At 69.6% G+C, this 26,345-nt stretch carries 24 protein-coding genes and 1 tRNA gene; 14 read left to right on the plus strand and 11 right to left on the minus strand.

The annotated features are described in order from the left end of the window. Both AC5YDA_RS04850 and AC5YDA_RS04855 read left to right on the plus strand, forming a co-directional pair. Positions 1-1,282: IS1634 family transposase (locus AC5YDA_RS04850; protein ID WP_496192738.1), on the plus strand; the 1,282-nt coding region annotated here is incomplete at its 5' end. A gap of 220 nt (positions 1,283-1,502) precedes the next feature. Beyond that, a complete protein-coding gene (locus AC5YDA_RS04855) occupies positions 1,503-1,910 on the plus strand; it encodes a hypothetical protein (RefSeq protein ID WP_496190251.1) in 408 nt (135 codons plus the stop codon). A 270-nt stretch (positions 1,911-2,180) separates the two neighbouring features. On the opposite strand, the gene AC5YDA_RS04860 is transcribed toward AC5YDA_RS04855, so the two are convergent. Next, positions 2,181-2,765 (minus strand): hypothetical protein, encoded by a 585-nt coding sequence (locus tag AC5YDA_RS04860; RefSeq protein WP_496190252.1) that lies wholly within the window; start codon positions 2,763-2,765, stop codon positions 2,181-2,183. 3 nt (positions 2,766-2,768) lie between these two features. Then, positions 2,769-3,182 carry a helix-turn-helix domain-containing protein gene (locus AC5YDA_RS04865; RefSeq protein ID WP_496190253.1) on the minus strand — a complete coding sequence of 138 codons (414 nt, stop codon included), beginning with the start codon at positions 3,180-3,182 and terminating at the stop codon, positions 2,769-2,771. Positions 3,183-3,338: 156 nt separating this feature from the next. On the opposite strand from AC5YDA_RS04865, the gene AC5YDA_RS04870 reads away from it, so the two are divergent. The 5 genes from AC5YDA_RS04870 to AC5YDA_RS04890 all read left to right on the plus strand — a co-directional run bounded on the left by AC5YDA_RS04870 (position 3,339) and on the right by AC5YDA_RS04890 (position 8,542). Beyond that, on the plus strand, positions 3,339-5,123 hold the full coding sequence (locus AC5YDA_RS04870; RefSeq protein WP_496190254.1) for an alpha-amylase family glycosyl hydrolase: 1,785 nt from the start codon (positions 3,339-3,341) through the stop codon (positions 5,121-5,123). An 85-nt stretch (positions 5,124-5,208) separates the two neighbouring features. Continuing rightward, positions 5,209-5,484 (plus strand): hypothetical protein, encoded by a 276-nt coding sequence (locus AC5YDA_RS04875; protein ID WP_496190255.1) that lies wholly within the window; start codon positions 5,209-5,211, stop codon positions 5,482-5,484. Between the two features lie 10 nt (positions 5,485-5,494). Continuing rightward, positions 5,495-6,799, plus strand: a complete 1,305-nt coding sequence (locus tag AC5YDA_RS04880; protein WP_496190256.1) for a DUF1015 domain-containing protein — start codon at positions 5,495-5,497, stop codon at positions 6,797-6,799. 86 nt (positions 6,800-6,885) lie between these two features. Continuing rightward, positions 6,886-7,743: a D-hexose-6-phosphate mutarotase gene (locus tag AC5YDA_RS04885; RefSeq protein ID WP_496190257.1), complete on the plus strand. Its 858-nt coding sequence runs from the start codon at positions 6,886-6,888 to the stop codon at positions 7,741-7,743. Positions 7,744-7,786: 43 nt separating this feature from the next. Next, entirely contained in the window at positions 7,787-8,542 is a 756-nt protein-coding gene (locus AC5YDA_RS04890; protein WP_496190258.1) for a hypothetical protein, read from the plus strand. A gap of 7 nt (positions 8,543-8,549) precedes the next feature. Here the strand turns inward: AC5YDA_RS04890 and lepB are convergent, their stop codons facing one another. After that, positions 8,550-9,281, minus strand: a complete 732-nt coding sequence (gene lepB, locus AC5YDA_RS04895; protein WP_496190259.1) for a signal peptidase I — start codon at positions 9,279-9,281, stop codon at positions 8,550-8,552. Positions 9,282-9,386: 105 nt separating this feature from the next. Here lepB and scpC point away from each other — a divergent pair, with 105 nt between their 5' ends. The 4 genes from scpC (at position 9,387) to AC5YDA_RS04915 (ending at position 13,815) form a co-directional block, all read left to right on the plus strand. Continuing rightward, a complete protein-coding gene (gene scpC / locus AC5YDA_RS04900; protein WP_496190260.1) occupies positions 9,387-10,892 on the plus strand; it encodes a succinyl-CoA:acetate CoA-transferase ScpC in 1,506 nt (501 codons plus the stop codon). 193 nt (positions 10,893-11,085) lie between these two features. Further along, positions 11,086-11,649, plus strand: a complete 564-nt coding sequence (locus tag AC5YDA_RS04905; protein WP_496190261.1) for a hypothetical protein — start codon at positions 11,086-11,088, stop codon at positions 11,647-11,649. A gap of 9 nt (positions 11,650-11,658) precedes the next feature. Next, positions 11,659-12,216: a type II toxin-antitoxin system PemK/MazF family toxin gene (locus AC5YDA_RS04910; protein WP_496190262.1), complete on the plus strand. Its 558-nt coding sequence runs from the start codon at positions 11,659-11,661 to the stop codon at positions 12,214-12,216. Positions 12,217-12,333: 117 nt separating this feature from the next. Beyond that, positions 12,334-13,815, plus strand: coding sequence for an alkaline phosphatase PhoX (locus AC5YDA_RS04915; protein WP_496190263.1), 1,482 nt, complete (start codon positions 12,334-12,336; stop codon positions 13,813-13,815). Between the two features lie 76 nt (positions 13,816-13,891). On the opposite strand, the gene AC5YDA_RS04920 is transcribed toward AC5YDA_RS04915, so the two are convergent. The 5 genes from AC5YDA_RS04920 to AC5YDA_RS04940 form a co-directional block, all read right to left on the minus strand. Continuing rightward, entirely contained in the window at positions 13,892-15,601 is a 1,710-nt protein-coding gene (locus tag AC5YDA_RS04920; RefSeq protein ID WP_496190294.1) for a DNA integrity scanning protein DisA nucleotide-binding domain protein, read from the minus strand. 73 nt (positions 15,602-15,674) lie between these two features. After that, positions 15,675-16,133 (minus strand): MaoC family dehydratase, encoded by a 459-nt coding sequence (locus AC5YDA_RS04925; protein WP_496190264.1) that lies wholly within the window; start codon positions 16,131-16,133, stop codon positions 15,675-15,677. Positions 16,134-16,175: 42 nt separating this feature from the next. After that, on the minus strand, positions 16,176-17,348 hold the full coding sequence (locus AC5YDA_RS04930) for an acyl-CoA dehydrogenase family protein (protein ID WP_496190265.1): 1,173 nt from the start codon (positions 17,346-17,348) through the stop codon (positions 16,176-16,178). Position 17,349: 1 nt separating this feature from the next. Further along, positions 17,350-18,234, minus strand: coding sequence for an amidohydrolase family protein (locus tag AC5YDA_RS04935; RefSeq protein WP_496190266.1), 885 nt, complete (start codon positions 18,232-18,234; stop codon positions 17,350-17,352). Between the two features lie 27 nt (positions 18,235-18,261). Beyond that, positions 18,262-19,194, minus strand: coding sequence for an SDR family NAD(P)-dependent oxidoreductase (locus AC5YDA_RS04940; RefSeq protein ID WP_496190267.1), 933 nt, complete (start codon positions 19,192-19,194; stop codon positions 18,262-18,264). A gap of 134 nt (positions 19,195-19,328) precedes the next feature. Between AC5YDA_RS04940 and AC5YDA_RS04945 the strand changes: the two genes are divergently transcribed. Further along, on the plus strand, positions 19,329-19,784 hold the full coding sequence (locus AC5YDA_RS04945; RefSeq protein ID WP_496190268.1) for a MarR family winged helix-turn-helix transcriptional regulator: 456 nt from the start codon (positions 19,329-19,331) through the stop codon (positions 19,782-19,784). Between the two features lie 280 nt (positions 19,785-20,064). On the opposite strand, the gene AC5YDA_RS04950 is transcribed toward AC5YDA_RS04945, so the two are convergent. Beyond that, on the minus strand, positions 20,065-21,048 hold the full coding sequence (locus AC5YDA_RS04950) for an ABC transporter substrate-binding protein (RefSeq protein WP_496190269.1): 984 nt from the start codon (positions 21,046-21,048) through the stop codon (positions 20,065-20,067). 49 nt (positions 21,049-21,097) lie between these two features. Next, positions 21,098-22,603, minus strand: coding sequence for an acyl-CoA synthetase (locus AC5YDA_RS04955; protein ID WP_496190270.1), 1,506 nt, complete (start codon positions 22,601-22,603; stop codon positions 21,098-21,100). Between the two features lie 116 nt (positions 22,604-22,719). On the opposite strand from AC5YDA_RS04955, the gene AC5YDA_RS04960 reads away from it, so the two are divergent. Together AC5YDA_RS04960 and AC5YDA_RS04965 are read left to right on the plus strand one after the other, a co-directional pair. After that, positions 22,720-25,089: a GNAT family N-acetyltransferase gene (locus AC5YDA_RS04960; RefSeq protein WP_496190271.1), complete on the plus strand. Its 2,370-nt coding sequence runs from the start codon at positions 22,720-22,722 to the stop codon at positions 25,087-25,089. Continuing rightward, complete coding sequence (locus AC5YDA_RS04965) at positions 25,086-26,234, plus strand: acetoin utilization protein AcuC (protein WP_496190272.1); 1,149 nt, start codon at positions 25,086-25,088, stop codon at positions 26,232-26,234. The genes AC5YDA_RS04960 and AC5YDA_RS04965 overlap by 4 nt, the downstream gene beginning before the upstream one ends. 11 nt (positions 26,235-26,245) lie before the next feature. On the opposite strand, the gene AC5YDA_RS04970 is transcribed toward AC5YDA_RS04965, so the two are convergent. Beyond that, positions 26,246-26,316, minus strand: a tRNA-Gly gene (locus tag AC5YDA_RS04970). Positions 26,317-26,345: the final 29 nt, after the last annotated feature.

Consider the following 26,345-nt stretch of genomic DNA (forward strand, 5'->3'; position numbering starts at 1 on the left):
GTGGGAACGGCTCGGGTTCGACACCATCGACGATGAGGCGTTCTTCCAACTCGTGCTCGCCCGCTTGGTGGAACCCACCTCGAAGCTGGACAGCGTCCGGGTGATCGAGGAGCTCGGGCTGGTTGCCGCGCACCGCAACACGTTCACCAAGGCGCTGCGACGATGCGCTGACAAGGACTACCGCGACCAGATCGCGCAGGCGTGCTTCCAACACGTGTGGGCCGAGCGGGGTGGTGACGTGTCGCTGCTGTTGTACGACGTGACGACGTTGTACTTCGAGACCGACACCGAGGACGACCTCCGCAAGGTCGGATTCAGCAAGGAACGTCGGGTCGACCCCCAGATTGTGGTCGGCCTGCTCGTGGACCGGTCGGGCCACCCGTTGGAGATCGCCTGCTTCGAAGGGAACAAGCCCGAGACCCACACGCTCATCCCGGTCATCAAAGCCTTCCAACAGCGCCACCAGGTGGCGGACATGGTGGTGGTCGCTGATGCGGGCATGTTGTCGGCGAGCAACCTGAAGACGATCGACGAGGCTGGCCTGCGGTTCATCGTCGGCTCCAGGATGACCAAGGCTCCCCATGATCTGGCCAAGCACTTCCGCTGGCACGGCACCGCGTTCACCGATGGCCAGGTCATCGACACGATCACGATGCGGTCCACCGCCCCCGACCCCGACCGGGTGAAGACGCGCGCCGAACCCGTGTGGGATCCCGTGGCGCATCCCACGGCGTGGCGGGCCGTGTGGCAGTACTCAGCCAAGCGGGCAGCCCGGGACACCCGCACCCTGACCCTGCAACGCGACCGTGCCCAAGCGGTCGTCGACGGTGACAAGCCGGCCAAGAAGGTCCGGTTCGTGAAAACCACCGGCCAGCAGGCGAGCCTCGATGAGTCGTCCCTCGCCCGCGCCCAAGCGCTGGTCGGCTTGAAGGGCTACGTCACCAACATCACCAGCAGCGTCATGCCCGCCACCGAAATCATTGCCAGCTACCACGACCTGTGGCACGTCGAGCAGTCGTTCCGGATGTCCAAGAGCGACCTGGCCGCGCGTCCCATCTACCACTACTTGAAGGATTCGATCGAGGCCCACCTCACCATCGTGTTCACCGCACTCGCGATCGCCCGCGACCTGCAAGCCCGCAGCGGCTGGTCGCTGAAGAAGATCGTCCGCGGACTACGCCCGTTGCAGCAGGTCACCATCCAACTCGGAGGTCAACAACTCCAAGCCGAACCCCGAATCCCCGACGACATCGCCCAAGTGCTCGCCCGTTTGGGTCACTAAACGTGTGCAAGTCAGGAACATGAGAACTCTTGCCAGCCTCGTAGGCTTCGGCCTTCTTCTGGCGGGTTGCAGCGCCGCGCCCACCGCAGGCCCGCCCGTGGCCCCGGTACCGCCGGCCTCACCCGGCACCGTGTCGGTACAGTCGCAAGTGGCGACCCCTAACCCGACACCCACGGCTGCCGCCACATCGAGTCCGACCCTGAACGATCGTGGCGCGATCGTGAAGAAGATCGGCGAGATGGCGGGCCTCAAACTGGAGAGCAACGAGTGGACGGTCCAGTTCAAGGTCACAATGATCGAGGCTGGCTACAAATGCCCCGCCAAGTACGCCGAGCGGTCGAAAAACGGCAACTTCATCGCGATTCACATGGACGTTCAGACAACCAGGGCGCTCGGTTCAGACAAGTTCTGGACGGATCAGTGGAAGGTGATCGGCCCGGACGGCACGACGGAAAACGACTCTAACGGCAACGCCTGGGGCTGCGCCAATGAGGCCGACAGTCTGCCCGGGATGATTGGCGCCGGGGAGCACGTCAAGGGAATCGTGGTTCTCGACTCCAGGTACACCAGTGGCGCAGTGATGCTTGAGCAGCCCGGGATGGACGGCGGTTGGGAGTGGGGCTTCTGATGGCGATGGACAAACCCCTCCGACGTGGTGATCCGCGAGCCCAAGCCGGTGGAGTTGGTTTATTAGCGTATTCCTTATCTGCGTCCATGCCTCGTGCGCCGAGACGGCCTTAGGGCCTCCGGAGACGCCGAAAGCCCCGCCCAGGATGGACCGGGGCGGGGCCTTTGTCGTGCCGTTGGGCCCACAGGGACGAGGCCAGGAGGGCTCGTCCTTGGCGGCCTGGCGACTCCTGGCGTGGCCTTGGGCGCGGCCACGGGGAGGCCGGAGGCGTCAGCCCCGGTTCTCACCCTTGGCCTCGCCGGGCCAACCGTCGGTCACCGGCTCTTCGGCCGCGGCGTACCCCTCGGGCACATCCTCGATGTCCACGCCGTCCTCGGCGGCGACAGCGTCCGCGGCCGAGGCGTCGTCCTGGAGGTCGAAGGCCTCCGGTGAGTTGGTCCGGGCCTCACGGGCCGCCTCGCGCGCGGCGGTCACCTGACCCTGGAAGTCGGCCACGGTGTGACGCCCGCGGTCCGCGAGGTCGTGGAAGGCCTTGGTCGCCTCGTCGAAGAAGCCCTTGAACTGGTCGGGCATGGAGTCCACGAACTGGCGGAAGTTCGGGTCGACCCCCTCCGGCGTCTGCTCGGCGATCTGCTTGCGCTGGGCCTCGTAGAACTCCTTGGCCCTCTCGGCGAGCATCTGCGCGGCACCTGCGGCGGCGTAGGCGGACTCGGTGGCGAACTTCAGAATCGCGTCGCCCAGCTGCTCCGGGGTGAACTTCTCGCCGGGGGCGAGGTGAGCCTCATCGGCGGGGGCCTCGTACTCCTCGACGAACTCGCCCTCGGGCGTGGTCTGCTCGTTGAACTGATCGGACATGGGTCACTCCTCGGTGGACGCCGGAGGTTCCGGCTGGGGTTGGGGTGCTTCGGCCCCGCCGTCGGGCTGGACGAACGCCAGGTAGACGGAGATCAGGGCCTCCTTCTGTGCGGCGGTCAGGGCTGGATCGGCGTGGATGGAACGCTCCACCGACGTCGGATGGATTTCGTCCGGGTCGAGGATGCCGGCGCGGACGTACAGGGACTCAGCGGACACCGACAGGGCGGTGGCGAGCTGACTCAGCACCTCCGCGGACGGCTTGCGCAGCCCACGTTCGATCTGGCTCACATACGGATTGGAAATGCCCGCCCTCTCGGCGAGCTGCCGCAACGACATCTCTGCCGCCCGGCGGTGGGCCGCGATGAAGTCACCCAGCGGCAGCCGCTCGTGCTGCTCGGTGACCTTGTCGCGCGCCATGGCTACCAGTCTGCTAGCCAGAGTTAGCACTGGCAACCCCTCCGCCCCCGGAAAGGGACCCTGACATCCCCCCGACAACGGCCTCGGGGTGCAAGCACGGCTAGCAGAAACCCCAGCGGCTACGCTGGCGCCGGACCCGGCAGAAGGAGACTCGACGTGAGCGCACAGAACCAACCGATCCCCGGTATGGGCGCCATCCCCGCTGATGGGGGCGTCGGCTTCAGGGTCTGGGCGCCGAACGCGGACGCGGTGGCCGTCGTCGGTGACTTCAACGATTGGGATCCCAGGAAGGACGCCCTCACCTCCGAGGGCAACGGCTACTGGTACGGGTTCGTCGACGGGGCCGAGCCCGGGCAGGAGTACAAGTACCAGATCACCAACGGGGAGGATTCCTTCGCTCGGGTCGACCCGTACGCGATGCAGGTGACCAACTCCGTGGGGAACGGCGTCATCCATGACCACTCCGCCTTCGACTGGGAGGGCGATTCCGCCAACTGCCCGCCCCACCACGAGCTGGTGATCTACGAGATGCACATCGGCTCGTTCGGCGGGCAGGACTCCGACGGCACGGTCGGCCACCTCGAGGACGCCATCGCCCGCCTCGACCACCTGGTCGACCTCGGCGTGAACGCCGTCGAGGTCATGCCGATGGCCGAGTTCGCCGGCGACATGAGCTGGGGCTACAACCCGGCCCACATCTTCGCCGTCGAGAGCGCCTACGGCGGCCCGGACGCGTACAAGTCGTTCGTGAAGGAGTGCCACCGCCGCGGTCTGGCCGTGATCCAGGACGTGGTGTACAACCACTTCGGCCCCTCCGACCTCGACCTGTGGGCCTTCGACGGCTGGAGCGAGAACGGCAAGGGGGGCATCTACTTCTACAACGACGACCGCAGCGAGACCCCGTGGGGCGACACCCGCCCCGACTACGGCCGTGACGAGGTGCGGAGGTTCATCCACGACAACGCGCTCATGTGGCTCCGCGAGTACCACGTGGACGGCCTGCGCCTGGACATGGTGCCCCACATGTACACCCACCAGGGCAACTACCTGCCCGAGGGGTGGTCGCTCCTGCGCTGGATCAACGACACCGTCCGCGAGGAGTTCCCCGGCCGCATCATGATCGCCGAGGACCTGCACAAGAACCCCCTCATCACCGACGACGACGCCGACGGCGCCGGCTTCCACGCCCAGTGGGACGCCGCCTTCGTCCACCCGGTGCGCGCCGAGTTGATCTCCCCCGACGACGGCTCCCGTTCGATCGGTGCGATCGCCGAGGCGGTCGCCCACCACTACGGCGACCCCTTGGAACGCGTCATCTACACCGAGTCCCACGACGAGGTCGCGAACGGGCAGGCACGGGTGCCACAGGAGATCGAGCCGGACAACGCGACCGGGTGGCCCGCGCAGAAGCGCTCCACGATCGGGGCCTCCCTGGTCATGACGGCACCGGGCATCCCGATGGTGTTCCAGGGCCAGGAGTTCCTCGAGGGCGGCTGGTTCCGCGACGACGTGCCGCTGGACTGGAAGCGCAACGACAACTTCTCCGGCATCGCCCGGCTGTACAGCGACCTGATCGACCTGCGCCTCAACCGGGGCGGCGTCACGCGAGGGCTCACCGGCCGCGGCCTGACGATCCACCACATCAACGAGGACGACAACCTGCTCGTCTTCCACCGCTGGCTCGACCACGGACCCGGCGACGACGTCATCGTGGTGGTCAACCTGTCCGCCGCCCCCCTTGAGTACCGGCGCATCGGGCTGCCGTCCGGCGGGCTGTGGAAGCTGCGCTTCAACTCGGACGCCGCCATCTACAGCTCCCTGTTCGGCAACTTCGAGAGCTTCGACCTGGAGGCCTACGACGAGGACGCCGACGACATGCAGTGGCACGGCAACGTGTCCGTGGGCCCCTACTCGGTGCTGGTGTACAGCCAGGACGCCTGAGCGGGGGTTTGGAACCCGCTGCCCCGCCGACGCGGCTCGGTGGCAGACTGGCGGGCACCAGCCGAGGTGAAGTCGAGGAGGTGCCGTGATCCGATCGCGATCCCCCGTCGACCGCTTGGACCACGACGGCCGCACCCTGCTGCTGTTCGAGCGTCAGGTCGTCGAGCTCAGCGACTTGGCGCAGTGCGCCCATGACGCCGCCCTGGGCGGCATCGAACCGGACGCCCTCGCCGATCTCCTCGTCGCGACCTTCGGTGCACCGCCGAACGAGACGCCGGCGGAAGCCGTCGCGCGCATCGTCGAGGAGCTCCGCGCCCTGGGTGCCGTCGAACCCGCTTCCGAAGCCGATCCGATCCCGTGAGGAGCCCCCTGTGACCCCCGCTGACTGCGTCCGCGTCCCGCGCCTGCTGCTGCCCACCGCGTCCGTCGACGTGCACCGCTGGGCCGTGATCGCGTGCGACCAGTTCACCTCCCAACCCGAGTACTGGGCCCAGGTCGAGGAGGTCGTGGGCGACGCGCCGTCGACCCTGCGGATGGTGCTGCCCGAACTGTTCCTCGGTGAGCCGGACGTGGCCCAGCGCGTCCACGCCTGTCAGGCCGCCATGCACGACTACCTCGGACGCGGGCTGCTCGAACCCCACGAGGCGATCGTCCATGTCGAACGCACCCACAGCGGAGGGGTGCAGCGCGGCCTGCTGGTCGAGGTCGACCTCGAGGCGTACGACTACACCTCGACCGCCCTCACGCCGGTGCGCGCCACCGAGGGCACGGTGCTCGACCGCCTGCCCCCGCGCATGGCCGTCCGCCGCGACGCGCCGCTGGAGCTCCCCCACATCATGGTGCTGTACGACGACCCGGACGGCACCGTGCTCGCCCCGCTCGACGCAGTCCTGGGCGACCTGCCCGTCGCCTACGACGTCGACCTCATGCTCGGATCGGGCCACGTGTCCGGCCGCCTCGTCGAGGACGCCGACGTGCAGCGGGCGATCCTCGACGCCCTCGGCGCCCTCGTCGAACCGGAGGCGTACAGGGCTCGCTACGGCCTGGACGCCGACCATCCCCTCCTGTTCGCGATGGGCGACGGCAACCACTCCCTCGCCACGGCCAAGGCCATCTGGAACGAGCACAGGGCCGCCGGCGCATCGCCCGACCACCCCGCCCGCTGGGCCCTGGTGGAGCTGGTCAACCTGCACGACGCCTCCTTGGCGTTCGAGCCCATCCACCGGGTCGTCTTCGACGGTGCGGCCGCTGCGGACGACCTCATCTCCGCGTTGGAGGCCGGCGCGCATCCCGTCGGGTCGCTCCAGGAGGCGCTGGACGCGGTGGCGTCCGGCCCCGCCGACGGGGTCCAACGGGTGGGTGTCGTGCAGGCATCCGGCGTCCGTGTGGTCGAGATCCCGCACCCGACCCACGAACTGGCGGTGGGCACCCTGCAGGCGTTCCTGGACCGCTGGCTGTCGGCACACCCGGACGCCGAGGTCGACTACGTGCACGGTGAGGACGTCACCGCCGAACTGGGTGCCCGCGACGGGAACGTCGGGTTCCTGGTCCCCGGCATCGGCAAGGACGCGTTCTTCAGGTCGATCGCGGTCGACGGGCCGATGCCGCGCAAGACGTTCTCGATGGGGCACGCCCACGACAAGCGGTTCTACCTTGAGGCGCGTGCGATCAGGTGACTTTCTCCCACGGAGGCATGAATACGACAGTGAGTCGGACTAGGCTCGGGGACACCGAAGCACCACCTACGAGGAGGTCTTGACCAATGGAGCATGAGATCACCGAAAACCCACTACGGGGCGTCGAGGCCAGGATCGGCTCGGGCCACTACGGCGTGTTCGACCATGGCGCGCACGTGTGGTCCTGGCAGCCCGACGGCGCGGCCCCCGTCCTGTGGATGAGCGCGAAGTCGTGGTTCGCGGATGGCCAACCCATCCGCGGCGGCATCCCGATCTGCTTCCCCTGGTTCGGCAACGGCCGAGCCGGCGACCAGAACCCCGGCCACGGCTTCGCCCGCCTGGCGACCTGGCACCTGAGCGACCTCAAGGACACGCTCGACCGTGACGGCCGGCTGATCGTCGAGTACACCCTCGACAACGCCATGACCGGCGAGCAGCCCGACTGGCCGCACCGCTACAGCGCCCGCTACGTGGCCAAGTTCACCCCTGAGTACCTGGGCCTGACACTCGAGGTCACCAACACCGGCCAGAGCTTCGTCCCGCTCGACAACGCGCTGCACACCTACCTGGCCGTCGGGGACGTCCGCCAGGTGAAGGTCACCGGCCTGGACGGTGCCGAGTACTTCGACAAGGTGACGGGCAGCACCGAGACCCAGTCCGGCGACGTGACGATCACCGCCGAGACCGACCGCGTGTACCGGTCCACCGGCGAGGTCACCCTCGAGGATCCGGTGCTCGGCCGGAAGCTGGTCATCGCCAAGTCCGGTTCAGCGAACACGGTCATCTGGAACCCGTGGGCCGACAAGTCGGCCGCGATGCCCGACTTCGGCGACGACGAGTGGCAGGGCATGATCTGCATCGAGGCCGCCAACGCACTGGGCGACCAGCTCACCCTGCGGCCCGGCGAGACCCACACGTTGCGCCAGCGCATCTGGCTCGCTTGATCCACCGACCGTTCGCGCCCGCCTGCCCGCTAGGGTGGCGGGCGTGACGCTGTTCGACCTCCATGGCCTGGGGACGCGTGTCCCGGTGACGCTGCGGGGCGAACGCGCCGACGAGGCTGCGGACGCCCTGCGCCGGGTCTGGTCCCGGTGCCTGCGCCCCCGGGGCGGCGAGATCGACGCCGAACCCCAGGTCGCCGAGCTGACCGGCCCCCTCGCCCCGTTCCTGCAGGGCTTCACGCAGCAGGTCACCGGTGCCGCCATCGCCGCCCAGCGCGGCCGGCTGTTCATGTTCCACGCGGGCGCGGTGACCGACCCCCGGACGGGTGCCGCGATCGCCTACGTCGCACCCGGGGGGACGGGCAAGACGACCCTGTCGCGGGTGCTGGGACGCACACACGGGTACGTGACCGACGAGACCGTGGGCTTCACCCCGGACGGCCGCATCCACCCCTACGAGAAGCCCCTGTCAGTGCGCACGCACGACGGCGCCGGGGTCAAGGACGAGATCTCCCCCGACCAACTCGGCCTCGTCCGGGTCCACCCGGAGCCGCGCCTGCACCGGTTCGTCCTGATCGCCCGGGACCACACCCTGTCGACCCCGGTGATCGAACCGGTGTCGGTGGCCGACGCCATCCTGCGGCTGGCCACCGAGAGTTCGTCGCTGAGTTCGCTCGTGCGTCCCCTGCGGACGCTGGCCGAGTTCCTGGCCGCGCGTCCCCCGACCCTGTCGGTGACCTACGCCGAGGCCGAGCAGGTGCGGGACGTGCTCGTCGACCTCCTGGGCGAAGCGGCGCCCTGAGGCCCGGTCAACGGTTGGTGTCGACCGGACCCGGCGGCCACGCCTTCGCGATCACCTTGCCGGTGATGCGGTCGGCCGGGACGAAGCGGGCGCAACCCTCGGCGTCCGGCCTGCCGCGGCAGGCCGCGACCGAGTCGGCCGAGTTGGAGCGGTGGTCGCCGACCACGAGGTAGGAGCCTGCGGGCACCGTGATCGGCCCGAAGCACCGGGCTGAGCGGGGGTCGCTGTCGCAGTCCAGCCCGCCCGCGGTGAAGGGGATGTCCTGGTAGACGTACGGCTCGACGATCCCCGTCCCGTTCACCACCACCCGGCCCTCGGCATCACAGCACGCGACGGTGTCGCCCGGGGTGCCCAGCACGCGCTTGACCGTGTACGTCCGATGGGAGGTGCCGATGCCGGTCACGTCACCGAAGAGCCGGACCACCGCGACCAGCGGATTGGTGTCGGGTGGGCGCATCGCATCCTCCCAGGTGTCACCGTGGGCGAAGATCACGATGTCCCCGCGCTGGGGGGTCGAGTTCAGGTAGGGCAGGTTCGAGGACAGGACGCGGTCGCGGACGTCGAGGGTCTGCTCCATGGACCCCGAGGAGACGTTGTGCACACGGACCACGAAGGCCTGCACCAGGGAGACGATCGCGAGGGCGACGACGACGTTGCCGAGGAGGAGCAGCCACAGGGGCGTCGGCTCGCGTTCGGGCAGCGTCTCGTCGGGCGGGACGGTTTCCTGCGCATCGCTCACGACTACCCCTTTCGCGGCCAGCTTACTGAGGGAAATGTGGGCGGGCGCGTACCAGTCGTGGTTGGCTATGGTGTCCCCAAGCACGTCGTTTCAGGGAGGAAATGGATGTCCCGCATCGCTTCTGACAAGTACCGGTCCAAGGTCATGTCGGCCGAGGAGGCCGCCAAGTTGATCAAGAACGGTGATCGCGTCGGCTTCTCCGGCTTCACCGGCGCCGGCTATCCCAAGGCCCTGCCCGAGGCCCTGGCCCACCAGATCAAGACCGCGCACGAGGCCGGCGAGGAGTTCCAGATCGCCTCCTACACGGGTGCATCGACCGCCCCCGAGCACGACGGCGCCCTCGCCGCCGTGGACGGCGTCTCGATGCGCATGCCGTACCAGTCGGACCCGGTGATGCGGAACAAGATCAACGCGGGCGTCTCCGAGTACAACGACGTGCACCTGTCCCACTCCGGCCCCCAGATCCGCGCGGGCTTCTGGGGCAACCTGGACGCCGCCGTCATCGAGGTCGCCGCCATCAAGGAGGATGGCACTGCGATCCCGAGCTCGTCGATCGGCAACAACAACGTGTACCTGGAGAACGCCGACAAGATCATCCTCGAGGTGAACGCGTGGCAGTCCCTCGACCTCGAGGGCATGCACGACGTCTACTCGATGGGAAAGCCGGGCCACAACAGGCCCATCCCCATCCAGGGCCCCGGTGACCGTATCGGCTCCACCACCTATGCCATCGACTGGGAGCGCGTCGTCGCCGTCATCGAGACGGACGCCGAGGACCGCAACACCCCGTTCAAGCCGCTCGACCAGGACTCCAAGACCATCGCGGAGAACCTGCTCGACTTCCTCGGCAACGAGGTGAAGCAGGGCCGCATGCCCAAGCACCTGCTGCCGATGCAGTCCGGCGTGGGCAACATCGCCAACGCGGTGCTCGTCGGGCTGAACGAGGGCCCGTTCGAGCAGCTGACCTCCTACACCGAGGTCATCCAGGACGGCATGGTCGACATGATCGACTCCGGGAAGCTGCTGGTGGCGTCCGCCACCGCGTTCTCCCTGTCGCCCGAGGCCGCGGAGAGGATGAACGACAACGCCAAGAAGTACCGCGACCACATCGTGCTGCGTCCGCAGGAGATCTCGAACAACCCCGAGGTCATCCGTCGACTCGGTGTCGTCTCCTGCAACGGCATGATCGAGGCCGACATCTACGGCAACGTGAACTCGACCCACGTCATGGGATCCCGCATGCAGAACGGCATCGGCGGCTCGGGCGACTTCACGCGCAACGCCTACATCTCGTGCTTCGTGTCGCCGTCGCTGGCCAAGAACGGTGCCATCTCGGCCATCGTCCCGATGGTGTCGCACCACGACCACACCGAGCACGACGTGCAGGTCATCATCACCGAGCAGGGTCTGGCCGACCTGCGCGGCCTGTCGCCCAAGCAGCGCGCCCGGGTCATCATCCAGAACTGCGCGCACCCGGACTACCGTCCGATGCTCGAGGAGTACCTCGAGCGCGCAGCCGCGCACGCCAACGGTGAGCACACGCCGCACGACCTCGGAACCGCGCACTCGTGGCACCGCCGCTTCCTCGAGAACGGCTCCATGAGGGCCTGACCCTCCTCTGATGGTCATCCCCAACGGGGCGTCGGCGCAGGCCGGCGCCCCGTTGGGCTCCCGGGCTGCCTCCCGCGTCGTCGCCACACCCCCCGTGTTGCATTTTGTGTAGGCGAAATACCCGCATGATGACCAGTTCTGCCCACACAAAATGCAGCACGGGGGCCCTGACCGCCCCCCGTAGACTGGCGTCATGTCTGACCCGTCCCCGCAGCACAGCATCGGCACGGCCGTGCGGGTGGCCGACGCGGCTGTGGATCCCAGCACGGGTGAGCCGCGACGTCCCCGCGTGGTGTGGGCGGCGTCCGCCCTGTTCTTCGGCGGTCTCACCTGCGTGGTCGCCGGGCTGCTGTGGGCGTTCTGGCGCAGCGTGCGCGAGTTCGCGGACGCAGCCTGGCTGACCGGGCTCGTCGACACCGAACCGGGCTCGCTGGCGCGGGTGTTGATGGTGACGGCCCTGTTCGTCGCGACCCTGCTCATCGGCGCCGGATCGATCATCGCCGGGCATTACGCGTGGCGGGGCTTCGGCTGGACACGGTGGGCGGGTGTCGTCGCGGCGGGGATCTCGCTCCTGGCCCTGCTCATCAACTGGGTCGCTTGGATCGGGATTCCGCTGATCATGGCGGGGGCGGCCCTCCTCTGGACGCCCACGGCCCGCCGGTTCTTCGAGCGCTGGCACCTGCGTCGGCATCCGGCGCCCCCGGTGCTGGGGGCCCCGGTCGAGGTCCTGTACGGCCCGCTTCCCCGTTATCGCTAGGGTCTCGGCATGGACAACGGGAGGATCCTCACCGCGCTGATGCGCATCGTCCGCGACGTCGCCCGTGCCGGGCTGCGCGAGGCGCTCCCGCATGCATTTCCGGGTGGCAAACGCCCGAGGATTCCTGGGGATGCGCCACCCGGAAATGCCACACGGGCTGGCAGGCGCTACCCCGGCGACTTCCGCGGGACGCCGAAGGTCGAGTACGCACCCGCGCGCGGGGAGCGGCCCGACCCGGGCGAGGTCGTGTGGACGTGGGTCCCCTACGAGGAGGACCACTCCCGCGGCAAGGACCGTCCCGTCCTGCTCGTCGGGCGCGACGGGCCGTGGCTGCTGGGCCTGCAGTTGACCAGCAAGGACCACGACCGGGACGAGGCCCAGGAGGCTCGCGCGGGACGCTTCTGGGTCGACATCGGCCCGGGCGCCTGGGACGAACGCGGTCGCGAGTCCGAAGTGCGGGTCAACCGCGTCGTCCGAGTCGACCCGGACGCCGTCCGTCGCGTCTCGGTGTCCCTGCCGCGTGACCTGTTCGACGAGGTCGTCGCGGGCATGCGCCGCCACCTGTGACGTGACGGTCACCTGATCGTTCATCTCCGGGTCGAACCGTCTTCACCGAGCAGACACCTTCACGCGATTGGGTCAGGACGTGGCCACCGTGGCCACACCCTCGCGAAAGAAGGTTCCATGTCCATCACGCGCCGCTCCCTCCTGGGTGCCACCGCCACGGCTGGTGTCCTCGCCGCCACCGGACTCCCCGCGTTCGCCGCCCCCGCCGCGGGCCAGGGCCCTGCCAAGCAGGCCGCCAAGGCCGCCGGCCAGAGGCTCCTCTCCACCCTCGCCGACAACGGCAAGGTCGCACTGCCGCAGGGCTTCCGGGCCTGGCGCGTCGGCACGATCGGCGTCGAGGACCTGCTGTCCGACCGCAACGGCTCGCCGATCGGCACGACCCCGTCCAAGCTCGACGGCACCGGCGCCTTCGACTACGCCGGCGGCATCCGCCTCGTCCGCAACCACGAGTGCCGTGCGGACACCGATGTGACCGTCCCGCTGGTCGCGGGCACGGTCTACGACGCCGGCATCGCCACCGGCATGGGCGGCAACACCGTCGTCGAGCTGGACGCCTCGGGTCGGTTCAAGCAGCAGTGGGTCGCCCTGTCCGGCACGATCCGCAACTGCGCCGGCGGCGAGACCCCCTGGGGCTCCTGGCTGGCCTGCGAGGAGGACACCACCAAGGCCGGGACGGAGATCATCCGGGGCGGCAAGTCGTGGGGCACCACCCAGAAGGACCACGGCTACGTCTTCGAGGTCTTCCCGGATGTCGTCGCCCAGCAGTCGCCCCTGCCGATCAAGGCCTGGGGCCGCGCCGTCTGGGAGGGTGCCGCCATCGACCCCGACCTGACCAAGGCGTACATCACCGAGGACACCGGCCGCGGGCTCCTCTACCGCTGGACGGCCCCCGAGGGCACGAAGCTCGGCGCCTACATCGCCGAGCAGTTCGGTGAGAACGATGGCGTCCTGCAGGCCGCCCAGGTCATCCGCAACGGCGTCCCGCTGGTGCACTACGGCCAGCTGACCGCTGACGACGTCGACCAGGCGTACCCGGTGAAGTGGGTCGACGGTGGCGAGGACCGCCAGGCGCAGACCATGAACCTGCGCGACCAGTACCCCGGCGCCACCCAGCACCCGAAGGTCGAGGGCTGCTGGCCGGACGCCGAGGGCCTGTGGTTCACGCTGTCGTTCACCAACCAGGGCCAGATCGACTCGTACAGGAAGAGCCACGGCATCGACATGCCGGGCGACTGGGGCATGATCGGCTACTACCGCTTCGCCGACGAGACCATCACGATCAAGGACCACTACGCCAAGGACAACACCGCCGGCGGCGTGGTCCCCGGTGACGCGACCGAGGACGTCAAGCAGTTCCACGGCCCCGACAACATCACCGTCAACAGCAGGGGCCTCGTCGTCATCACCGAGGACGGGAACAACCCCTGCTCGATGCTGGCCATGTCCCACACGAAGAAGTCGGTCGAGTTCGCCCGCGACCTCGCCGACCGCGGCGAGTGGGCCGGTCCGTGCTTCAACAAGTCCGGCACCATGCTGTTCTCCAACATCCAGGGGGACTGCACCTACGCGATCACGGGTCCGTTCAACGCGATCCTCTGAGCACCGGACGGTCCGCACCGGCGGCCGGCGTCCCCACCGGGACGCCGGCCGCCGGCCTTCGCCACGCGCGCAGCGATCAGGCGCCGCGCTCCTGGGCGGCCTTCGGGTTGACGAAGTAGCTGTCGTCCATCGCCGGGTCCGGCGCGACCGGCACGAACTGGCGACGCAGGTGCTCGGCCGCCCACTCGCGGCCCTGCACCGCGTCGCGGGCGGCGTTGACCTGGTCGCACTGGTCCTGGTTGAGGTAGAACTCGATCGCCATGACCGCCCGGTTGGCACGGTCGAAGGCCTCCAGCTCCTCGCCCTCGGCCGAGCGGGCGACCAAGCGGTCGACGGCCCGCTGGACCGTCTCGCGACGCATCCGTCGCTTCAGCTTCGGGAGCAGGTCGATCTTGCCGTCCTCGCTGACGATGATCACCATCGCACCGCGTCCGGCGCCGGCGAGGTAGCGGATGGCCGAGTTGTAGCGCGCACCCCGTCCGGAGTCCCCGGTGCCGGTCGCCACGCCATCCAGGATGACGCCCACCGCGTGGACCCGGCCGTCCGGACTGACCAGCACGGCACCGTCGATGGAGGTCGCGGCCGTCAGCACCCGCCCCGACAGCCGGGCGGGCGCGATCTTGTGCACCTGCGGCAGGAGGCGGTCGGCCTCGGCTGCGGCGTCCGGGTGGACGACCAGCATCGTCCCGTGCGCCTGGCGTGCGCACGCGGCGGCCATGTCCCAGAGGTGGCGCGCGTTGCGGGCGCTGACCTCGGGGAACACCAGGTCGACGGTGTGGCTGAACTCGTCCTCGTCCAGGCGCTCCCGCGGGAGTTGGGGCAACCCGTTGTCCACGCGGAGCAGGGGCTTGGCCTGGTGCCAGAGCTCCCATGACCCGTTGCCGCTGATGGTGGCGGTGAAGATGTAGTCCGAATCAGCGTTGTAGGTGTCGGCGAGGGCACCCAGCCCGTACACCTCCCGCCCGTCACAGAGCAGGTGCAGGTCGGCGTCCGACATCTCCAGGACCTTGCGGAACGAACGGGTCAGCGCCACCGGCACCGGGTGCTCGAGCGCGATCTCCACCGCGAGGTCGGGATGCCCCTGGTGTGCCAGCAGGATCGACCCGGAGCCGGCGCGCCCCTCGTACGGCTGCGCCGACACGGCGTCCAGGGCGTGGCGGACGCCGTGGGCGAGGTCCTGGCCCGACCGCTGGGCCAGGGAGGACACGAACACGTCCGCGGCGGACCTCAGCACGGCATCCGGGTCGACGTGGAGGCGCGTGCCCGGCACACGCCGGTCGAGCTCGCGACTGGCGGCGTCCAGCACGCCGGCGACGGCCGCCTCGGGGAAACTGCGCGGCGACGAGTCGCCCGCGGGCGTCCGGCGCAGGCGCACCAGGTCATGCCAGTGATCGGCGTGGATGGCGAGCACGGGGACGACGAACCACTCCCCGACCGGCACGCCGATGCCGGCGAAGTGCTGGCGCCCGTCGGCGCGGGCCGCTTCGCCGAGCTTCTCGACCATCACCTCGCGGCGGACGTACGACTCGGCCGCGGCCAGCGCCGCCTCGTCGTCCCCGGCCTCGCGTCGGGCCTTGGAACGCAGGAACTTCTGGTGGGCCCTCTCCAGCGCGTCGGCGAGAATGCCGCGGTCGAAGTGACCGCGGGCGGGCTCGACGGTCACCTGCCCGTTGTCGCGGAACCCGACGAGGTAGGCGCGGGGATCCATGTTGGCGCCGGCCCGGTCGAGGACCTCGTTCGCCAACTGTTCCAGGGACCACCGGAACCCCGCTTGGTGCTCCCACATCTCCGCCACCTGCGAATCGTGGCAGGCCGAGGGCGTCCGCGCTAGTCAGGCTGCACGTCGGCCCGCCACGGACTCACGCGTAGAAGCGGTTGAGGAACGTCGCGACGACGGCCGGACGCTGCCCGCCCTCGATCTCGATGGTGCCGTCGGCGACCAGGTGGATGCCGTTGCCCTTGACCTCGGAGGCCTCCTTGATCGTGACGACGAGGCGGATGCGCGAACCGACCTTCACCGGGCTGGTGAAGCGGACCTTGTCGAGGCCGTAGTTCACCTTGGTGGTGACGCCGGTCACGTCGAACAGCTCGCTCCACATCGGCACCAGCAGGCTGAGCGTCAGGAAGCCGTGCGCGATCGGCGCGCCGAAGGGGCCGGACGCCGCCCGCTCGGGATCGACGTGGATCCACTGGTGGTCGCCGGTGGCGTCGGCGAAGGTGTCGATGCGGTCCTGGGTGACCTCGATCCACTCGGACGGGCCGAGGGTGGTTCCGACGACGGACTGGACGTCTGCGAAGTCGACGACGGTCTGGGCCATGGTGATGCTCCTTTGTTGGTGTGGTTCGTGGGTGGTGCGTCGTCAGACGAAGGCGCCCTTGCCGGTGAGGCCGCGGCCCACGACGAGCGCATTGATCTCGTGGGTGCCCTCGTAGGAGTAGACGGCCTCGGCGTCGGCGTGGAAGCGGGCGACGTCGGTGTCGAGCGTGATGCCGTTGCCACCCACGACCTCGCGGGCCAGGGCGACGGTCTCCCGCATGTGGAGCGAGGTCCACATCTTCGCCAGCGCCGAGTCCTCGTCGCGGTACTCACCGCGCTCCTGCTTGTCGGCCAGCGCGGCCACCATCGCCAGCGAGGCGGTGAGGTTGCCGAGGATGCGGGCCAACTTCTCCTGCACGAGCTGGAAGTGGCCGATCGGACGTCCGAACTGCTCGCGCTCCTTGACGTAGGTCAGCGCCGCCTCGAGGGCACCCGCCTGGATGCCGGTGGCGATCCAGGCGACGTCCGAGCGCATGACGCGCAGCATCGCGGCGACGTCGGAGAAGGAGTTCACGTTGCCGAGCCGCTGCGACTCGCGCACGCGGACGCCCTGCAGCGTGATGTGCGCGTTCTGCATCATGCGCAGGGCTGTCTTGCGCTCGATCTTCTCCAGCGTGACGCCCTCGGCCTCGCGGTCGACGAGGAAGCCCTTGACCTGGCCGTCCGCCTCGTCACGCGCGAAGACGACGAGGTGGTCGGCGGTGAAGGCGCCGCCGATCCAGCGCTTGGCACCGTCGATGACCCACTCATCCCCCTCGCGGCGGGCCGAGGTGGCCAGGCCGCCGGCGATGTCGGAGCCGTGGTCGGGCTCGGTGAGGGCGAAGACGCCGGTCATCTCGAAGCTGCGGATGCTCGGATCCCACTGCGCGAACTGCTCCGGCGTCCCCCCGAGGCGGCAGGACGTCCGGAACAGGCCGGCCTGCGCCGTGTAGAAGGTGGCGACCGAGGCGTCCGTGCGGGCCAGCTCGAAGATGCGGAACCCGTGGTACAGCTGGCTGGGCCGCTCACCCAGGGCGTCCGGCTGCATGAGGTTGAGCGCCTTCAGCGGATCGAGCACCTGGTAGGGGAACTCCCCCGCCTCCCAGTACTGGTTGACGAGGGGCTTCACCTCGGAGTCCAACACCGAGCGGAGCGCGCGCAGCACGCCGACCTCGGCCTCGGAGAGGCGGTCGGAGACGCCGAAGGGGTCGCAGGTCACGTACAGGTCGGCGGCCACGTCACACCCCCAGCCCGAGCAGGCGGACGGCGTTGTCCTTGAGGATCTTCGGACGCACCTCGTCGACGAACGGCGCCTGCTCGAACGCCGACAGCCACTTGGCGGGCTCGATCAGCGGGTAGTCGGTGCCGAACAGGACACGGTCGGAGAACATACGGTTCGCACCCTTGACCAGCGACTCCGGGAAGTACTTCGGCGACCAGCCCGACAGGTCGATCCACACGTTGGACTTGTGGGTGGCGATCGAGTTCGCCTCCTCCTGCCACGGGACGCTCGGGTGCGCCATGATCACCTGCAGGTCGGGGAAGTCCGCGGCCACGCTGTCGAGCAGCAGCGGGTTGGAGTACCCCAGCTTGATACCGAATCCGCCCGGCAGCCCGGCTCCCATGCCGTTCTGGCCGGTGTGGAACAGGGCCGGGACCCGCAGCGCCTGCACGGCCTCGTACAGCGGGTAGTACCGCTCGTCGGACGGGTCGAACCCCTGCACCGACGGGTGGAACTTGAAGCCGCGGACGCCGAAGTCCTCGACGAGGCGGCGCGCCCTGTCGACGGCCCTCTGCCCCTGGCGCGGGTCGACGGAGCCGAACGGGATCAGCACGTCGTTGTTGCGCGCCGCACCCTCGGCGATCTCCTCGGAGCTGACCGGCGGGTGCTTCAGGTTGGTCTCCGCGTCCACGGTGAAGACGACCGCGGCCATCCCCCACGCGCGGTACCGCTCGGCGATGACGTCGAGCTTGGGCGTCCGGTCAGCGGCCTTGAAGTAGGCCGCCGAAGCCTCGTTCAGGACGTCCGGCAGGGAGAGGTGCCCGTGATCGGAGCACTCGATGTGGACGTGCATGTCGATGGCCGCGACGGCTGCGACGTCGATGGCGGATTCGTAACGCATGGCTGCCTTTCGGTGGCTGGTCGGTGGTCAGACGGCCTGAGGGGCCTGCAGTTCCTCGGGCAGGGGCGGGAACTTCTCGCCGACGCTCGCGAGCCTGCCCTCGAACAGGCCGGGCGCCTGGGCCGCCAGCTTGTCGAAGGTCCAGCCGCCGTCGGCGTACTCGGTGACCGTGGGGGTGGGGTGCGAGAAGAGCTGGAGCCGGTCGCCGCCGATGCCGATGGCCTGGCCGGTGATGTTCGCGGCGTCATCGGAGGCGAGCCAGGCCACCAGGCCGGCGACGTCGTCGACACGGCCGAAGCCGAGGGTCTTGCGGAAGAAGTCCGGCATCGCCTCGCCGCGCTTGTCTGCCTCGATGGCAGCGTTGAAGTAGGGCACGGTCTCGGTCATCGCGGTGGCGGCGACAGGGACGACGGCGTTGACCGTGACGCCGGCCTTCTTCATCTCCAAGGCCCAGGTGCGGACCATGCCGACGATGCCGGCCTTGGCTGCGGCGTAGTTGGTCTGCCCGAAGTTGCCGTACTGGCCGGTCGGCGAGCCGATGGTGATGATGCGGCCCGGCTGGTTGTTCTCCTTGAAGTGGCGGTAGACCTCGCGCACGCAGGTGAAGGTGCCACGCAGGTGCACGTTGATGACCGTGTCGAAGTCGTCGTCGGTCATCTTCAGGATCGACTTGTCGCGCAGGACGCCAGCGTTCGTGACCAGGATGTCCAGGCGACCGAACGCGTCCAGCGCGCCCTGGATGAGGGCGAGCGCCGTCTCGGTGGTGCCGACCGGCGCGACGACCGCGGTCGCCCTGCCACCGGCGTCGGTGATGAACCGCACCGCCGCGTCGGCGGCGTCGCGGCTGACGTCGTTGATCACGACGGACGCGCCCTGCCGGGCGAGCTCGGCGGCGTAGGCGAGGCCGAGGCCCTGGCCCGATCCGGTGACGATGGCGACCCTGCCGTCAAGTGCTCCCATGGCCTTCTCCTTTGATTGGTCCGGTGGCGTTGGCACCATCGCACCAGCAATCGTTGGAAAAGTCAATGATTGGTTCTAGGAATCGTGAAGGATTGTTAGTATTGTGGTCGCAAGACTTCTCAAGGAGCCCCTCGATGACTGCTACCCGCCCGGCCGCCGAATCCGATCGGCTGGTGATGTCCGAGCTCGCCCAGGACCCTGGGTTCCTCTTGGTGCGGGCGCGCAACATCGTCCAGGCGGCCGTCGCCCAACGGCTCGGCGACCTGGACCTGCGGGTGCGGCAGTACGCCGTCCTGACGTTGGCGTGCAGCGGAGAGGCGCCGACCCAGCGCGAACTCGCGCAGTTCCTGCAGCTGGACCCCGGCCAGATCGTCTCGCTGATCGACCCCCTCGAGGAGCAAGGGCTCGTCCAGCGCGTCGTCGACGAGAACGACCGCCGCAACAAGCTCATCGTCGCCACCCCAGCCGGACGCGCCCTCCAGCGCAAGGCCAAGGCGCTGTGCGAGGAAGCGAACGATGAGTCCCTCGCCGCGCTGTCGCGGGCCGAGCGGATGGCCCTCCAGGGCCTGCTCTTCCGCGTGGCCTTCTGACTCCCCGCCGAGGGCTCGGCTCCCCTGCGCCGAGGGCCCCACTCCTGTACGCCGAGGGCCCCACTCCTGTACGCCGAGGGCCCCGCAAGGATGGACACGGCCAGCAGTCCGTGCGGTCCACTCTCAGCCTGCCCGGAGACCCTGGCCGAGTGCCGGAACAAGATGAAGTCCCGGGTGCACGCAGAATCACGCACACCCGGGACAGCGATTAGACAAGCCCTCGGTACAGAGGAGCCGAGCCCTCGGCACAGAGGAGCCGAGCCCTCGGCGGTTGGGGAGGTCAGCCCTTCGCGCCGGCCAGCAGGCCGTCGACGTCCGCGGGCTTGTTGACGAAGCCGAACTTGGTCATGAGGTCACCCATGGCCTTGACCTTGTCCGCACGGACGGGACCACCGAAGTCCTCCAGGATCATGGACTTGGCCAACTCCGGCTTGACCTTCAGCTTGTCCACCGCCATCTGGCGCACCTCGTCCGGGTGGGACTGCGCGTAGTCCATCGACTGGTTGATGGCCTTCTTCATCGCGCCGACCATCGCGGGGTCGGACGCGATGAGGTTGCCGGACGTGAAGTACATCATCGTCGGGTGGCCGTTCACGGTGTCGGCGCCCACGTGGGTCAGGATCCGCGCACCACCCTGCTCGATGATCGACATGAAGGGCTCAGGCGTCCAGACGGCGTCCACCTGGCCGGACTGCAGCGCGGCCTCCATGTTCGGGAACGGGAGCTCGACGAACTTCACGGCGGCGGGATCGCCACCGTCCTCGGAGACGGCCTCCATGGTCAAGAGGTCTCCCATCGAACGCAGCGTGTTGATCGCGACGGTCTTGCCGGCGAGGTCCTTCGGGGACTTGATCGCGCTCTCGGCCTTGGTCAGGATCGCGTGCGACCCCTCCTTGGGGTCGTAGGTGTAGGACGCGATGACCTGCACGTCGAGACCCTTGTCGCGCGCCTGGAGCAGCGACGGCGGGTTGGCGGTGCCGAACTGCATCGTGCCCGCGATGACGGCCGGAACCAGGGCCGCGCCGCCCTGGCCGGTCTCGAGGGTGATGTCCAGGCCGTTGTCCTTGAAGAAGCCCTTCTCCACGCCGAGGTGGATGACGGCCGTCGGGGCGATGGGCAGGGCACCGACGGTGACCTTCTTGAGTTCCCCTCCGGCGGCGGCCGTGCCGCCCGCCGCGGCCGGGGCACCGGCCTGGGGAGACGAACACGCGGCAAGGGCGATCGCCAGGGAGGCGGCGACTGCCGCAACGGTGAACTTCTTCATGGTGGTGCCTTTCTTGGTGGTGGAGCAGGGGCGCTGGGGGTCGACGGGATCAGACGGTGAGGGTGCGCAGGTCGTGCTTGCGGACCTTCCCGGTGGCGGTCCGGGGCAGTTCGTCGATGATGACGATGTCGCGGGGCATCTTGTAGCCGGCGATGCGGGTCTTGAGCTGGGCGCGGATCTCGTCCACGCCCGGGGCGTCCGGGGTCGGGACGACGAACGCCCGTCCGGTCTCGCCCCACTTCTCGTCCGGCACGCCGATGACCGCGGCGTCCCGGACCCCGGGGAGGTTCAGCAAGGCGTTCTCGATCTCCGCGGGATACACGTTCTCCCCGCCGGAGATGTACATGTCCTTGAGGCGGTCACGGATGTAGAGGTAGCCGTCCTCGTCGCACGAGCCGATGTCACCGCTGTGGTACCAGCCCCCCTCCAGCGCGCGCTCGGTGGCGGACGGGTTGCTCCAGTACCCCTTCATGACGGCGGGGCCACGGGCGAGGATCTCCCCGGTCTCCCCCGGCTCGACATCGTCGCCGTTGAGGTCGACGAGGCGGTACTCGGCGAAGAAGTGGACGCGGCCGGCCGAGCCGAGCTTGTCGAGGCTGTCGCGCGGCTCGAGCATCGTGATGCCGGGGGACGCCTCCGTCATGCCGAAGCCCTGCATCGTGGGGATGTTGCGGGCCAGGTACGTCCGGATCGTCCGCTCCGGCAGCGGCGAGCCGCCCACCATGACCGCACGCAACGACGACAGGTCGGACGCCGCGAACTCCGGCGACTGCGACAGCAGGTCGAGCATGGACGGGACCATGAAGGTGCTGGTCACCCGCGAGCGGGCGATCTCGGCGAGAACGGCCTCGGCCTGGAACCCGCGGTGGATGATGATGCGCCCGCCCAGGGTGAAGGTCGGCAGCGTCATCATGTTGAGCCCCGCGATGTGGAACAACGGAGCGACCGCGAGGTGCACCTCGTCCTGGCGGAGGTCCTGCCCGATGAGCGCGTTGACGTACTGGTAGAAGAGGTTGCCGTGCGTGAGCATGGCGCCCTTCGGATTGCCGGTCGTGCCCGAGGTGTACATGATCAGCGCGACGTCGTCCTGCTGGACGTCGACCATCGGCATCTCCGGAGCGCCGGACCGCAGGAACTCCTCGAAGGGCCGCCCCACACCGGGCTCGTCGACCGAGAGCCACTCCCGCACCTCGAGCCGTGGCGCCAGTTCGGCCGCCACCCCGACCAGTTGGCCGCCGTGGACGACGACGCTCGGTGCGCTGTCGCGGAGGATGTACTCGATCTCGGGAGTGCGCAGGCGCGGGTTGACCAGCACGCAGATCGCACCGATCAGCCCGGACGCGAAGAACGTCTCCAGCACCGCGGGGTGGTTGAACGAGACGACCGCGACGCGGTCGCCGTGGCGGACGCCGGCGTCCGTCAGGGCATTGGCCAGGCGGTTGACGCGCGTCGCGAAGTCTGCGTACGTCGTGGCCGCGCTCTCGAACTCGATGCACACGTCGAGCGGGCGGACGGCCGCGCGTCGCGCCGGCCAGGTCCCGATCCCGAGGTTCATGCTTGCTCCTTTGCTCGCCACTGCCTGCACTCGATTACAAAGCACATCGTTGAAGAAGTCAATAGATTAGATCTATAACGGTTACATCGCGGCCTCCGGGCGGCTAGCCTCGGAGCATGCACCCGGAGAACTGGGAGGCCGATGTCGTCCTCGCCGACGGCGGCACTGCCCGCCTGCGTGCCGTGGCGCCCACGGATGTCACCAAACTCGTCGAGTTCTACCAGCGGGTCTCGGACACGTCCAAGTACCTCCGGTTCATGCAGCCCCACGCCGAGCTGACGCAGGAGGAACTCCGGGACGCCACGCACCCGGACCAGCGCGACCACGTGGTGCTGGTGTTCGAACTCCGTGGCGAGCTCATCGCGCTCGGCCGGTACGACCTGCTGCCGGGCAGGTCCGAGCGGGTGGCGGACGTGGCGTTCCTGGTGCGGGACGACCAGCAGGGACGCGGCGTCGCGCACCTGCTCCTGGAACACCTCGCGGCCGTTGGGCGTGAGAACGGCATCGTCCGGTTCGTGGCCGAGATGCTGCCCGAGAACCGCCGGATGATCCGCGTCTTCGCCGGTGCCGGCTACTCGGTGCGGCCCGAGTTGGTCGACGACCTGGTGATGGTCGACTTCTCGCTGGACCCGACCGAGGACACCCGCCGGCAGTCCCGGCGGCGGACGCTGCGGTCGCAGTCCGCGGCGATCCGGCGGTTGCTGCACCCCGACAGCGTCGCGCTCGTCGGGTCGGAGGCCGCGCTGCGCCCCTGGGTGGAGCAGGTCCGGTCGTCGTTCGCGGGGCGCGTGGTCACCCGACTGGCGGGACCGGAGGACACACGGACCGCCGGCGAGCTGTTGGCCTCGGTGCAGGGCGACGTCGACCTCGTCGTCACGGAGGCCGGGTTCGACCAGCTCGGGGACCTGCTGCGCGAGGCGTCCGCCCACGACGCGAACGCCGTGGTGGCGCTCGCCACCGTCGGGACTCGGCCCTGGGATGCCGACGAGGCGCGCCAGCTGGTCCGGCGAGCGCGCGCGCACGATCTCCGGGTGCTGGGTCCGGAGTCGCTGGGCCTGATCTCCACGGCTCCCGAAGCTCCCCTCAACCTGACCCCGGCCCGCGGCGTCCGGCCGGGTGGCGTGGCGATCTTCGCGCAGTCAGCGGGTGTCGCCGCCCTGGTCCTGGGGCGGGCGCTCGGCGTCGGGCTGGGGATCTCCTCGTTCCTGTCCACCGGGCTGTTCGCGGACGTGAGCGGCAACGACGCCCTGCGCCACTGGGGAGCGGACGCCGCGACCCGGGTGGTCCTGATGTCGCTGGACACCATCGGCAACCCACGCACGTTCCACCGGGTGGTGCGGCGCGTCGCCGCCGACAAGACGGTGGTGCTGTTCGCGCCGGCGCGCGCGCTGCGCAGCGTGGCGCCCTCGTCGGCCGGGTTGCCGCGCATGCCGGACGAGGCGATCGCCCAGGTCATGCGGCAGACCGGCGCGGTCGTGGTGCCCAGGCGTGACACGTTCATCGACGTCGCCCGGATCGCGGCACGGCAACCGGCACCGCGCGGAGTGCGGGTGGCCGTGGTGTCGAACGCTGCACGCCTGGCCGACCAGTTGGCGCTGGCCTGCGCCCGGTACGGGTTGCGCGCCGCCCACCTGGTGGCCGTGCCGGGTGGGCCCCAGGTCGCCGCGCACCTCGCCGAGGCCGCCCACGCCGAGGCCGCCTCCGGCGAGGTGGACGCCGTCGTCGTGGCCGCCGTCGAGATCGGCGTGCCGGTGTTGACCGAGGCGCACAAGCGGTTGTCCGTCGTGGCAGGAGCCGGGACGGGGGTGCCCGTCCTACTGGTGACCGTCGGGCTGAATCCGCCCGCCCTGGAGCTGCCGCCGACGGACGAGATGGGCTCGCTGCCCCATTTCGACAACTACGGCGAGGCCCTCGAGGCGCTGGGGCTGCTGGCGCTGGCACAACCGCTCCGCGGCGAGTCGCCGGCCCCTGTCGCGTTCGACCGGAACGCCGCGGACTCCGCCGTGCATGCCGTGCTGCAGGATGCACCCCGGGGCCGCGCGCTGGGCCCCACCGAGATGGAGTCGCTGCTCGGGGCGATCGACGTGTCGGTCGCGCCGGACGCCTCTGGCGTGCGGGTGACCGTCCGGGCGATCGAGGACGGGATCCTCGGGCCGGCGGTGTCGGTGGGCGTCGCGGGGATCCCCACCGAGGTGTTCGCCGACGTCGCGTGGCGGGTCCCACCCCTGGACGCCGCGGGGGCCCGCGCGATGGTGGACGGACTGCGCGCGCGCGTCCTGCTCGCGGACGCGGGCGAGGCCGTCCTCGACGATCTCGCAGACCTGATCGCACGGGTGGCCGCCCTCAAGGATGCCTTCCCCGAGGTCGTCGAGCTGACCTTGGACGTGCTCGTCGACGCCGGTGGCGTCACCGTGTCGGACGCTGCGGGCCGGGTCCTGCCGATCCCCCACGAGCGGGACACCCTCGCGCGCCGGGTGGATTCGTGAAACCGGTCGCCGTCCACTCCCCCGACCTGCTCGGCTACAGCTTCGGTGATGACCACCCGATGGGCCCGCGCCGGGGGGAGCTGGCCTGGTGGCTGGCCGGGAAGCTCGACCTGGACGCCGGCGTCCGGCTCGTCGACGCGCCACCGGCCCATGACAGGTGGCTGCGGCTCGTCCACACCGAGGACTACCTCGCGGCCCTCGCGGATGGACTCCCCCACCCCCACCGCGGCATCGGATCGGACGACAACCCGCTCGTGCCGGGACTGGCCGCGGTGGCCGCGCGCATCGTGTCCGCAACGGTCGAGGCTGCGCGCCAGGTGTGGACGGGCGAGACCCGCCGGGCGGTGAACCTGTCCGGCGGGCTGCACCACGCGCTGCCGGGCGCGACCGCAGGGTTCTGCATCTACAACGACGCGGCGATCGCGATCCGCTGGCTGCTCGACAACGGGGCCCGGCGCGTCGCCTACATCGACCTCGATGCCCACCACGGCGACGGCGTCGAGCGCGTGTTCTGGGACGACCCCCGTGTCCTGACGATCTCCATGCACGAGTCGGGGCTGCATCTGTTCCCGGGGACGGGGTTCCCCCACGAGGTCGGCGGAGAGGCGGCGCGCGGGCGGGCCGTCAACCTGTCCTTCTGGCCGCGGACGACCGACACGGCGTGGCTGCACTCGTTCGCCGCGATCGTCCCACCGCTGGTGGAGGCCTTCGGACCGGACATCATCATCAGCCAGCACGGAGCGGATCCCCATCGCGCGGACCCGCTGGCCGATCTCTCCCTGTCCGTGGACGCCATGGCCCTGGCCCCGCACCTCGTCATCGACCTCGCGGACCGCTTCGCCGGTGGCCGCTGGATCGGCGTGGGTGGGGGCGGCTACAACCGGGACGCGCTGGGTCGCACCTGGGCGACCCTGCTGGCCGCGGCACAGGGCGTCCGGTTGGATCCCGGGACGAAGCTGCCCCGGGAGTGGAGCGTGTTGGCGGACGGCAAGGGTTCGGCCACCCTCGGTGACCCCTGGGCCGAGGCCGAACTGCACTGGACGGACGACGTGCGTACCCACTGGCCCAACGCGTCCATCATCGCCACCTCGCGCGCCGTGTTTCCGCACTGGGGCCTCGAACCGTACGCATCGCGCCGCGGTTGAGGCATGAAGAGAGCGGGCGACGGGAATCGAACCCGCGTGTCCAGCTTGGGAAGCTGGCGCTCTACCATTGAGCTACGCCCGCGTGTTGCTCGCGCAACCCGGCCATCATAG

The sequence above is a fragment of the Propioniciclava sp. LT294 genome, from assembly GCF_059516005.1.